This is a genomic window from Aeromonas sp. sif2416, assembly GCF_019218665.1.
Classification (GTDB): Bacteria; Pseudomonadota; Gammaproteobacteria; order Enterobacterales; family Aeromonadaceae; genus Aeromonas; species Aeromonas encheleia.
Map to the genome: position 1 here is coordinate 500,853 of NZ_JAHUXC010000002.1, position 10,780 is coordinate 511,632.

Sequence of the window (10,780 nt, forward strand, 5' to 3'; positions counted from 1 at the left end):
TTTATAACAAACGGAAGTTAGGAGATGCCGATGGAAAGCAAAGTAGTTATCCCGACCCAGGGTCAGAAAATCACAGTCGATGCCAACGGCAAGCTGAAGGTTCCCAACAACCCGATCATTCCGTTTATCGAAGGGGATGGCATCGGTGTGGACGTGACCCCGGCCATGTTGAGTGTGGTGAATGCCGCGGTCGAGAAAGCCTACAAAGGCGAGCGCAAGATCGCCTGGATGGAGATCTATACCGGCGAGAAATCGACTCATGTCTATGGCGAAGGTGCCTGGCTGCCGGCCGAAACCCTGGATTTCATTCGTGAATACTGCGTGGCCATCAAGGGCCCGCTGACCACCCCGGTCGGTGGCGGTATTCGCTCCCTCAACGTGGCCCTGCGCCAGGAGCTGGATCTCTACATCTGCCTGCGCCCGGTCCGTTACTACGAAGGGACCCCGAGCCCGGTCAAGCGTCCGGATCTGACCGACATGGTGATCTTCCGCGAGAACGCCGAAGACATCTACGCCGGCATCGAGTGGAAGGCGGACAGCGATGAAGCGAAAAAGGTCATCGCCTTCCTGCAAAACGAGATGGGCGTGAAGAAGATCCGCTTCCCCGAGTCTTGTGGCATCGGCATCAAGCCCATGTCCAAGGCCGGGACCGAGCGTCTGGTCCGTGCCGCCATCGAGTACGCCGTCGACAACGATCGTGACTCCGTGACCCTGGTGCACAAGGGCAACATCATGAAGTTCACCGAAGGTGCCTTCAAGGATTGGGGCTATGCCCTGGCCCAGAAAGAGTACGACGCCCAGTTGATCGACGGCGGCCCCTGGTGCTCCTTCAAGAACCCCAAGACCGGCAAGACCATCATCGTCAAGGACGTCATCGCCGATGCCTTCCTGCAACAGATCCTGCTGCGCCCGGCCGAGTATGACGTCATCGCCTGTATGAACCTCAACGGTGACTACATCTCCGACGCCCTGGCCGCTCAGGTCGGTGGCATCGGCATCGCCCCCGGCGCCAATATTGGTGACGGTGTGGCCCTGTTCGAGGCGACTCATGGCACCGCGCCCAAGTATGCCGGTCAGGACAAGGTCAACCCGGGTTCGCTGATCCTCTCCGCCGAGATGATGCTGCGCCACCTGGGTTGGGTCGAAGCGGCCGACCTCATCATCAAGGGCATGGAAGCGGCCATCGCCAACAAGACGGTCACCTATGACTTCGAGCGACTGATGGAAGGCGCCACCCTGCGCTCCTGCTCCCAGTTCGCCCAGGACATGGTCGACCAGATGTAATCGGGTTTCCCAAAAGCAAAACCGGCGCCATGAGCGCCGGTTTTTTTATGGGTGACAGACGAAGGCTCTTGCCTTATTGCGCCTGCTCTATGTGTTGTTGATAACGTTGCTGCCACTTGCTGCTCTCGGCTTCGTCGCCCTGGGCCTGCCAGAACTCGCAGATGGAGTTGGCGAGTTCGGAGGCCATGGCGTGATCGCCATCGCGACGGCTCATCAGATATTGTCCCAGCCAGCTTTGATACTGTTTCATTGCCCGATCTCCTTATCTAAGGTGCCCTTGGTGATTGCCCTCTGGCCGAGCGAACTCGCCAGATATGACTCAACCAGGTCACTTGTTGTGCTGCGCGACTGCTCGTTGTTATCACCGGATTGGGTAGTGATCTCGCCGGATATGGGCGTCAACGGGGCGCAGATGTCAAAAAACGGCCCCTATCGTATCACAAAATAACCAACTTGGGGGGATTGACGGCTGGGGGAGGGGCGTGGGTGCCGGCAGAGCTTGGGTAAAGAGCATGCCATCTTGCTGATCCCAGAAGAGAAAAACCCGCCAGGGTGGCGGGTTTTTCGGCTTAAAAAAAGATCAGATGTTGGCGGTGGCGAGGTATTTCTCCATCTCCTCCGCCGGCACCATGCCGCCGCCGGTGGCCCACACTAGGTGGGTGGCCTGTGCCATGCGCAGGGCATCCAGACCGCGGGATGCCTGCCACTCGCCATCGGCGCTGACCCGCCAGGGGCCCGGCATGCCGGCGAGGGCGGAGGGCTCGAGGCGGATCTGCTCGTCCCGCGCCAGCAGCCCCAGCAGATCGTACATCTCCTGATCGCTCAGGGTGTAGAAGCCATCCAGCAACCGCTCCATGGCGCGGCCGACGAAACCGGAGGCGCGCCCCACCGCCAGGCCATCGGCGGCGGTGAGGTTATCGATCCCCAGATCCTGCACCGCGATCTGATCGTGCAGGCCGGTGTGCACCCCGAGCAGCATGCAGGGGGAGTGGGTGGGCTCGGCGAAGAAGCAGTGAACGTTATCCCCGAATGCGAGTTTCAGGCCAAACGCCACCCCGCCCGGACCGCCGCCCACTCCGCAGGGCAGGTAGACGAACAGCGGGTGTTCGGCATCCACCTCGATGCCCATCTCATCGAATTGCTTTTTCAGCCGCTCGCCCGCCACCGAGTAGCCGAGAAACAGGGTGCGGGAGTTCTCGTCATCGATGAAGAAGCAGTTGGGATCGCGCTCGGCCTCCTTGCGCCCCTGCTCCACGGCCACCCCGTAATCCTCGGCGTATTCCACTACGATGACCCCGTGTTCGCGCAACTTGCGCTTCTTCCACTCCCGCGCATCGGCGGACATGTGCACGGTGACGGTGAAGCCGAGCTTGGCGCTCATGATGCCGATGGACATGCCGAGGTTGCCGGTCGAGCCCACGGCGATGCTGTATTGGCCGAAGAAGCGGCGGAACTCATCGCTGAACAGCTTGCTGTAGTCGTCGTCTTCGCGCAGCAACCCGGCCTTGATCGCCAGCTGCTCGGCGTGGGTCAGCACCTCGTAGATGCCGCCACGGGCCTTGATGGAGCCGGAGATCGGCAGGTGGCTGTCTTTTTTCAGCAGCAGCCGGCCGGTGAGGTCAACGCCGTAGCGCTGGTTGAGGGTCGCTTGCAGGGCGGGGATGGCCGCGACTTCGGACTCCAACATGCCCTGCATGGCACGGGTCTCGGGGAAGGCCTGGCACAGGTAGGGGGCGAAGCGGGCCAGGCGGGCTGAGGCGTCCGCGACGTCGCGTTGTTCCAGCCCCACATGGGGCAGGCCGGCCGCCAATGTGGTGGCATTGGGGTTGAACCAGGTCACAGGCTCGAGAGAGATCAGCGTCTGAACCAGCGGGTACTGAGCGATGAGCTGCGCAATGTCGGTATTTTTCATGGGATGTCTCTGTCTTTTACACGATATAGGAGAGCAGGAAGGTGCCGGCCAGCGCCATCAGGGAGGCGAGGAGGGTGGCACTGGTGTAGTACTTGAGCGTTTCGTTCAGGGTAGCGCCGCAATACTGCTTCACCAGCCAGAACAGGGAATCGGTCACCATGGTGCAGCCGATGGCGCCTGAGCCGATGGCGAGGGTCATGATCTCCGGGCTGATGTTCGGGTAGTGCACCATGATGGGGGCGACGATGGCGGTGGCCCCCATCATGGCGACGGTGGCGGAGCCGACGGCGGCGTGCAGCACTATGGCCACCAGCCAGGCCAGCAGTATGGGGTGCATGTCCAGCTGGGAGAGGATGGTGGCGAGGCTATCCCCCAGGCCACTGGCCTTGAGCACGCCATTGAAGGCGCCGCCGGCCCCGATGATCAGCAGTATGTTGGCGATGGAGGAGAAGCACTGCTCGGTCTTGTCCAGCAGCCCTTCCATCTTCATGCTCTGGCGGATCCCCAGCACGTAGTAGGCGGTGAAGGCGGCGATGAACATGGCGGTGATGGGGTTGCCGATAAACTCCAGCAGGGTATAGAGGATGGAGCTCTGATCCATGTTCAGCTCGGCCACCGTCTTGGCCAGCATCAGCAGTATGGGCAGCAGCACGGTGAAGAGGGAGGCGCCGAGGGAGGGGAGCTCGGCCTCATCGCGCGCCTCTATATTCGCAAAGGCGGCGGGCACGCTCTTGAACGGCACCCGCTTGCCCAGCAGCTTCAGGAACAGGGGGCCGCCGACCAGGGAGGCAAAGAGCCCGACCGCGAGGCCATAGACGATGACGGATCCGATATCGGCTCCCAGCTGATTGGTGACATAGAGCGCGGCCGGATGGGGCGGCACTATGCAGTGCACGGCCATCAGGGCGGTGCAGAGCGGGATGGCTAGCGTCAGCAGCGAGGTGTTGGTCTTGCGGGCGATGGAGAAGGCGAGCGGGATCAGCAACACCACTCCCACCTCGACGAACAGGGTGATGCCGCACACCAGGCCGACCAGCACCATGATGACCTGAGGCGAGAGCCAGCGGCACTTCTGCAGGGTGAGACCGATGCGCTCGGCGGCGCCCGATACCTCCATCATCTTGCCGAGTATGGTGCCAAGGCCGATGACGGCGGCGAGGAAGCCCAGGGTGCCGCCTATGCCTTCTTCCATGGCATTGACCATCTTGACCGGGTTCATCCCCATCATGGTGCCGACGTAGAAGCTCGCCAACAGCAGGGCGAGGAAGGGGTGGATCCTGCCCTTCACTATGGTGAAGACGATCAGGATGATGCTAGTCAGCAAGGTACCGACGACCCACATTTCAGAATTCATACTGCGCCTCGACAAGGGTGATAAGAGATGAACGATGGGCCTATTGAACGGGAATGGCGCCGGGCTGACAAATGATGAAAATGGCGTCTTGGATGAGCTGGGTTGATGCAAAGGTGCCACATTCATCACATTTAGCTGTGGATCTGTGACTTGGATTCGGTTGCTTCATCCTAAAGCGGGCTTTCCGGGATATCATGACGGCGATCTTTAGCCGGTGATGGGGAAGGCGGATGTATACCGAAGACAACTATGTATCGAGAAACAAGCTGCTGAGCGGCTATCAACTCTCCAAGCTGCACACCTTCGAGGCGGCGGCCCGTCACTGCTCCTTCGCCCTGGCGGCGGATGAGCTGGCGCTCAGCCCGAGCGCGGTGAGCCACCGGATAGGTGCGCTGGAAGAGGAGCTTGGCTTCAAGCTGTTTCAGCGTTTTCACCGCAAGGTGATGCTGACGGCGGAGGGGCAGCGGATCTTCTGGGCGCTCAAGTCCTCGCTGGAGTTCATCAATCAGGAGATCCTGGAGATCAAGAATCAGGAGCTGTCCGGTTCCCTGACCGTCTACTCCCGCCCCTCCATCGCCCAGTGCTGGCTGGTGCCGCGGCTCGCGGACTTCTCCCGCCTGCATCCCCAGATCGATCTCAACATCATGACCGGCAACGAGAACGTCAACCTGCACGGTTATGGCATCGATCTGACGATCTATTTCGACGACAAGATGCCGGAGCGGCTCGCCATCCACCCGCTGATGGATGAATACATGGTGCCGGTATGCAGCCCCGACTATGCCGAGCAGCATGGGCTGCTGGATAACCCTGACAACTTGTCTCGCTGCCGCCTGCTGCACGACAGGCAGGCCTGGGGGTACGACTCCGACACCGACGAGTGGTGCAGCTGGGCCCGTCAGGCCGGGATCTCCCTCGACGGCTGTCAGTCGAGCATGGGCTTCGATCGCTCCGATCTCGCCATCATCGCCGCCATGAATCACGCCGGGGTGGCCATGGGCCGCAAGAACCTGGTACGCCAGCGGCTGGAGCGCAACGAGCTGGTGGAGCCCTTCCCGGGCAGGGAGGTGCGCTGCGAGCAGCGTTACTACATGGCGACGCTCCCCAACCGCCAGTGCCCCAAGATCCAGGCCTTCATCGACTGGATAGGCGCCCAGGCCGCGATGGCGTGCTGAGTCGGAGGGCTGCAAGGCGGGGTATTCCTGTGGCGGGGCTGGCTGGCTCACCGCGGCTTATTTTATCCGGTGAGTGGATAATGCCCTTGGTATTCGCAGTGGATGGCAGACTGACATGAGTCGGGAGAGATCTGGTGTTTTATCATCCCCCGGTGCTTGGATGACTCCATGCTCATTTATCGGGTCGACGAATATCCTGGCTGAGGATCTGACCGTGATTAACCAAGGCTGAAGAAAATAATGTCTAGCTGCCCTCTTTTTCAATAACGACAACAGTGTGAATTAACGGCAACGAATAATGGTCATGATGTTGTCAAGCCTCCTGCTGGCACTATAAAATCATTATGTTGTTATCGAGCGGACATGCTATTCTCAAACTGTGTTATCCCTGTGACATACAAAAATAATTCTGTGAGGAAGTAATGAACGAGTTTCTGAAAGTTCTACTGAACATTCGCAGCTTGCGTGCTGCCATTCGTGAACTGCCGTTTGAGCAACTGCAAGAAGCGAAAGAAAAGTTTGATCTGGTATATAACGAGCGTGCCGAGTCTGTTGAACAGGAACGTGCCGAGCAGGAAGAGCGTCAGCGCAAGCTGAGCGAATTTACCGAGATGCTGCAACAAGCCGGTATCGACCCGCGTGAGCTGATCGGCAGCGTCGCTGCCCCGGCAGCCGCTGGCGCAGCCAAGAGCAAGCGTGCTCCGCGTCCTGCCAAGTACAAGTATCAGGAAGATGGCCAGGAGAAGACCTGGACCGGTCAGGGCCGTATGCCGAAAGCCATTGCCGAGCAGGTTGCGCTGGGCAAGGATCTGAACGACTTCTTGATCTGATTGTCTGGATCCGCTTGTCAATAATGCCGCCCAATGGGCGGCATTATTATTTTTGGGATAATACAAAATCACCCCCATGGCGCCGCTGCGCTATTTGCGCCGGCATATCTGGATCTGCATGATCATCTCGATCCAATAAAGAAGATTCCTCCTGCTGGAAGCAATGGGATCAACCTTGACCCCATCATTGCCGGCGACTCAACGCTGGACTCATACAGCCCATTTATTTTCACCTATGAAACTCGCAGAACCCTGTGACGGACCCCCTCATCGAGGAAATGAGAGGGCACTCTTTCAGTCAGACTTCTTCGTTCTCCCCGAGATGCTGTTCGCGTGGCCATAAAGGCATTAACTCATGTCGGGTTATTTAACTCGGGTTATCGCAGGTCTATTTGACCCTCGGCGACTGGCGATATGCTCAGTGCGTCTGGGGGATAATGATGGCGGCTATTTAATGCAGGGATCTGGAGCGATCCCTGGCATTAACAAATAAGCGGTCGATTAACTGACCGGCAACGCCTCTTCGCGGCGGGTCGACGGCGAGCTTGTCCCCTGGGATTGCCGGCGAGCCTCGACGGCATCGGCCAGCATGGCCAGCAGCGTCTGGCTGTCATCCCAGCACAGACAGGCGTCGGTGACCGACAGGCCGTACTGGAGTTCACTCAGGGGGGCCGGTTTCTGGCTCCCCCCCTGCAGGAAGCTCTCGACCATGACGGCGGCGATGGCCTCGCTGCCCTCGCTCAGCTGGCGGCAGAGCTCCCCGGCGACCCGGATCTGGTTCTTGTGCTGTTTCTGGCTGTTGCCGTGGCTGCAATCCACCATCAGCTGATGGTTGAGCCCCTGCCGTGCCAGCCGCTCGGCGGCATCCATCACATCGCTCTGGTGATAATTGGGCAGGGTGCCACCGCGCAAGATGATGTGGCCGCTCGGATTGCCCTCGCTCTTGATCACCACTATGCCACCCTGGCTGCCGGGGGCGGTGAACAGATGGGAGGCCTCGCTGGCCTGGATGGCATCGATGGCCACCCGGATATTGCCATCTGTGCCGTTCTTGAAACCGACGGGACAGGGCAGGGCCGAGGCCAGCTGCCTGTGTACCTGGGACTCGGTGGTGCGTGCCCCTATCGCCCCCCAGCTGATGAGATCGGCCAGGTAGAGGAAGCTGGTGGTATCGAGAAACTCGGTGGCGGTGGCCAGTCCCAGCCGGTTGATGTCGAGCAGCAGCCGGCGCGCCAGGCACAGACCCAGGCCGATGTCGTTGCTGCCATCCAGATGGGGGTCGAATACCAGACCCTTCCAGCCGACGGTGGTGCGTGGTTTCTCGAAATAGGTGCGCATCACTATCAACAGCCGGTCCTGATAGGCCTCGGCGAGGCGTGTCAGGCGCCGAGCATAGTCGAGCGCGGCGAGGGGATCATGGATGGAGCAGGGGCCGATCACCACCAACAGGCGATCGTCTGCACCGGTCAGGATCTGGCGAACCTGGTGACGGTGCTGGTCAATCTGCTCCGCCATCTCGGCAGGGCAGGGATGCTGTGCCAACAGGTCGGCAGGAGTGGGGAGCGCCTCCACCGCGAAGGCGCGCATTACCGAATTCAAAACTGCCATCTGGGATTACCTTGCTGTGCAAATGGGGTCGATGAGGTGTCTGCGAAACCCGGATGCCGGATCAGGCGGCGAGGGACGCTGACACATCACCCATTGTTGAGAGTGATTATCATTATCTTGTTGTCAGTCTCAAATGCAAGCACTAGAACGAGGATCACCAGAATGGGGGGTAGGGGGTAAAAAGGGCAGAAACCGGATTGCAATCGGGCCAGATCCCGAATGGGAAAAGGCCCGATAACCATAATAAAAATAAGGCGTTATCAGCTATCCATCACGACATGGCGATCCTGATGGTAGGCGTCCTCATCCTTGCCGTGGCGCCAGTAGGGCACCGCATAGACCTGGGAGCGATCCACCTCCAGCGCGCGCCTGACATGACGGCGCAGCGGCACCACCAGCCCCTCTTCCCCACCGAACCAGAAATAGCTCTGCTCAGAGGCCATGGGCAGGGCCGTGAAATGGTTCACCAGGGGCTCGGTCTGGTCGGGAGTACCGACAAACCAGCGCAGGCTGACACCGACGGGCAGCGACAGATCCTGCACATCTTCTCTATGGGGCACCAGCAGCGCGATATGGCCCCGGGCTTCGGCCGGCATCACCTCTGCCATGGCGCTGATGGCTGGCAGGGAGGTGAGATCCCCCGCCATGTAGTAGTGCAGGGCCGGCTGCAGCATGGGATCCGGGCCGCCGGGGCCTGAGATGGCGAGCAGATCGCCAGGCTGGACCCGCAGGGCGAAGCGGCTGGCCGGGCCGGTATCGCCGTGCAGGGCGAAGTCGATGTCCAGCTCCAGCGCCTCACGCCGGAAGGCGCGGATGGTAAAGGTGCGGAGGATGGGTTTCTGGCTCGGGTCTTCCCAGCGGGGCCCCTTGGGGGTAGGGGTCGGCAGCACGGCATGGGGCTGGCCCGGCTGGGGCAGCATGATCTTGACATGGGCGCCGCCACAGCTGAAGGGGTAGTCGGCCAGCTCAGGGCTGGTCAGACAGACGCGGCGCAGATGGGGGCCCACATCATGGACCTGTTTGACTGTGAGCAGGCGAGGGCGATTGACCGGGGCGGGCTGTGACATTTGAGTACTCCTGACAGGCAATGGCGCTCATTCTTCATCAAATGAAAATTATTATCAATTGGTTTGTGGGTGAGAAGGGGGCCACGGCCGGGAGGGATATTTACCCCGGCCGTGGCACAGAGAGGCGGCTGACTAGCCCCGATCGCTCCCCCCCAGCGCCTGGTAGATCCCGGCCATGGTGTTGAGCTGGCTCTGCTGTTGGGTCAACAGGCTGAGCTCGGCATCCCACAGCCGATTCTGCTCATCCAGCCAGGGCTGTACCCCGGTGGCACCGGCCTGGAAGCGGGCCCGGGCTAGCCGCTCGGCCTCCCTGGCATAGCTCAGCTGTTGCCCCAGATAGCGCAGGCGTTGCTCGCCCTGATGGCGGGCGGCCAGCCCATCCTCCACCTCCAGCAAGGCGCCGTAGAGCTGCTTGCGAAACTCGGTCTCGGCGATCTGGTAATCGACCTCGGAGCTGGCGATGGAGAGCTTGGTCTTGTTGTACTCGAGGAAGGGCAGGGCCAGGGTGGCCCCCAGGGTCCCCACCGGATTCTGCAGCACCTGGGTCAGGGTGTCCGAGGTGGTGCTGGCGCTGCCGGTCAGGTTGAGGCTGGGGTAGAAGCTGGTGCGGATCTCGTCCCCCCTGGCCAGCGTCTTGCGCAGCCGCAGCTCGGCGGCCCGCACATCGGGGCGCCGGGCCAGCACGTCGGCCGGAATGCCGACCGCCAGCGATGGGATGGGGCTGGTCGTCAGGGCGGCCGGGGCAAACTCCAGCGGACCGCTGCTGCGGCCGAGCAAGAGCCGCAGGGCATTGCCAGCCTGCTCCCGCAGCAGGACGAGGGAGGCGAGCTCCGCCTGCTTGCCGGCTTTCTGCTGGCCGGCCTGCACCAGATCGAGCCGGGTAACGGCACCGGCGTCATATTTGGCGCGGGTCAGCTGCTCGGCGCGGCTGTAGTTGGCGAGCTGGCGCTCGCCGAGGGAGATGGCCGAGCCGAGATAGGCCAGCTGCCAGTACTGCTCCAGCGCCTTGCCGATCAGCATCAGACGGGTGGCCGCCAGATCCTGCTCGCTGGCCTGGGCCTCCCAGCCGGCCTGATCCCGGACCGAGGCGAGTTTGCCCCACAGATCCACCTCGTAACCCAGGTTGAGGGAGGGGCCAAGATTGCGGCTGGTCACGCCGGTGCCCATGTTCTTGTTGCCACTGACCCCTATGCTGGCGTTGACCGAGGGGGTGAGATTGGTGTCGGCCAGATCGGCGCCAAGCAGGGCGTTCTTCAACCTGAGCCCTGCCACCTGCATATCCGGGTTGGCGGCCAGCACGGCATCGACCAGCCGGTCGAGGGCGGGATCCTTAAACCCCTGCCACCAGAGGCCCGCCTGCTGCTGGGTGAGCCCCTCGTCGGCCTGCTGCCAGCTCGGCGCCACGACCAGATCCGGTTGGTGATAGGTACTCTGCTGACTGCAGGCGCTGAGGACAAGGCCGGCGGCGAGGCAGAGCGCTGGTCGCGATAAGAGGCTGCGGCCCTGTCTGGATAAGAGGCGGCGCCTCTGTCTGGACAACTTGTGCATCA

10 protein-coding genes are annotated in these 10,780 nt (G+C 61.4%); 4 read left to right on the forward strand and 6 right to left on the reverse strand.

Translation table 11 applies throughout. The features are described 5' to 3' along the window. The first annotated feature begins 30 nt into the window (after positions 1 to 30). Positions 31 to 1,284, forward strand: a complete 1,254-nt coding sequence (icd, locus tag KW821_RS05670; RefSeq protein WP_218290722.1) for an NADP-dependent isocitrate dehydrogenase — start codon at positions 31 to 33, stop codon at positions 1,282 to 1,284. A 73-nt stretch (positions 1,285 to 1,357) separates the two neighbouring features. Here the strand turns inward: icd and KW821_RS05675 are convergent, their stop codons facing one another. The 3 genes from KW821_RS05675 to dsdX all read right to left on the reverse strand — a co-directional run bounded on the left by KW821_RS05675 (position 1,358) and on the right by dsdX (position 4,550). Further along, on the reverse strand, positions 1,358 to 1,534 hold the full coding sequence (locus KW821_RS05675) for a hypothetical protein (RefSeq protein ID WP_126623380.1): 177 nt from the start codon (positions 1,532 to 1,534) through the stop codon (positions 1,358 to 1,360). Positions 1,535 to 1,864: 330 nt separating this feature from the next. Continuing rightward, the gene (locus KW821_RS05680; protein ID WP_218290723.1) at positions 1,865 to 3,196 is read right to left on the reverse strand and encodes a D-serine ammonia-lyase; all 1,332 of its coding nucleotides are present in this window, start codon (positions 3,194 to 3,196) and stop codon (positions 1,865 to 1,867) included. Positions 3,197 to 3,212: 16 nt separating this feature from the next. After that, entirely contained in the window at positions 3,213 to 4,550 is a 1,338-nt protein-coding gene (dsdX, locus tag KW821_RS05685; protein WP_042653863.1) for a D-serine transporter DsdX, read from the reverse strand. Between the two features lie 230 nt (positions 4,551 to 4,780). Between dsdX and dsdC the strand changes: the two genes are divergently transcribed. From dsdC to KW821_RS05700, 3 genes are all read left to right on the forward strand, one after another. Then, positions 4,781 to 5,725 carry a DNA-binding transcriptional regulator DsdC gene (dsdC, locus tag KW821_RS05690; RefSeq protein WP_042653862.1) on the forward strand — a complete coding sequence of 315 codons (945 nt, stop codon included), beginning with the start codon at positions 4,781 to 4,783 and terminating at the stop codon, positions 5,723 to 5,725. Between the two features lie 422 nt (positions 5,726 to 6,147). Further along, a complete protein-coding gene (locus tag KW821_RS05695) occupies positions 6,148 to 6,555 on the forward strand; it encodes an H-NS family nucleoid-associated regulatory protein (protein ID WP_042653861.1) in 408 nt (135 codons plus the stop codon). A gap of 33 nt (positions 6,556 to 6,588) precedes the next feature. Further along, positions 6,589 to 6,813 carry a hypothetical protein gene (locus tag KW821_RS05700; RefSeq protein WP_218290724.1) on the forward strand — a complete coding sequence of 75 codons (225 nt, stop codon included), beginning with the start codon at positions 6,589 to 6,591 and terminating at the stop codon, positions 6,811 to 6,813. A gap of 243 nt (positions 6,814 to 7,056) precedes the next feature. Here KW821_RS05700 and KW821_RS05705 read toward each other — a convergent pair whose 3' ends face one another. The 3 genes from KW821_RS05705 to KW821_RS05715 all read right to left on the reverse strand — a co-directional run bounded on the left by KW821_RS05705 (position 7,057) and on the right by KW821_RS05715 (position 10,778). Further along, on the reverse strand, positions 7,057 to 8,163 hold the full coding sequence (locus KW821_RS05705; protein ID WP_218290725.1) for a 3-deoxy-7-phosphoheptulonate synthase: 1,107 nt from the start codon (positions 8,161 to 8,163) through the stop codon (positions 7,057 to 7,059). 260 nt (positions 8,164 to 8,423) lie between these two features. Next, entirely contained in the window at positions 8,424 to 9,230 is an 807-nt protein-coding gene (locus KW821_RS05710) for a siderophore-interacting protein (RefSeq protein WP_218290726.1), read from the reverse strand. A 132-nt stretch (positions 9,231 to 9,362) separates the two neighbouring features. After that, entirely contained in the window at positions 9,363 to 10,778 is a 1,416-nt protein-coding gene (locus KW821_RS05715) for an efflux transporter outer membrane subunit (protein WP_218290727.1), read from the reverse strand. Positions 10,779 to 10,780 lie beyond the last annotated feature (2 nt).

Bases quoted from the DNA above. Each gene is read 5' to 3' on its own strand.
- KW821_RS05705 (WP_218290725.1), bottom strand. From the start codon at position 8,163: ATGGCAGTTTTGAATTCGGTAATGCGCGCCTTCGCGGTGGAGGCGCTC.
- KW821_RS05710 (WP_218290726.1), bottom strand. From the start codon at position 9,230: ATGTCACAGCCCGCCCCGGTCAATCGCCCTCGCCTGCTCACAGTCAAA.
- dsdC (WP_042653862.1), top strand. From the start codon at position 4,781: ATGTATACCGAAGACAACTATGTATCGAGAAACAAGCTGCTGAGCGGC.
- icd (WP_218290722.1), top strand. From the start codon at position 31: ATGGAAAGCAAAGTAGTTATCCCGACCCAGGGTCAGAAAATCACAGTC.
- dsdX (WP_042653863.1), bottom strand. From the start codon at position 4,550: ATGAATTCTGAAATGTGGGTCGTCGGTACCTTGCTGACTAGCATCATC.
- KW821_RS05675 (WP_126623380.1), bottom strand. From the start codon at position 1,534: ATGAAACAGTATCAAAGCTGGCTGGGACAATATCTGATGAGCCGTCGC.
- KW821_RS05680 (WP_218290723.1), bottom strand. From the start codon at position 3,196: ATGAAAAATACCGACATTGCGCAGCTCATCGCTCAGTACCCGCTGGTT.
- KW821_RS05715 (WP_218290727.1), bottom strand. From the start codon at position 10,778: ATGCACAAGTTGTCCAGACAGAGGCGCCGCCTCTTATCCAGACAGGGC.
- KW821_RS05700 (WP_218290724.1), top strand. From the start codon at position 6,589: ATGGGCGGCATTATTATTTTTGGGATAATACAAAATCACCCCCATGGC.
- KW821_RS05695 (WP_042653861.1), top strand. From the start codon at position 6,148: ATGAACGAGTTTCTGAAAGTTCTACTGAACATTCGCAGCTTGCGTGCT.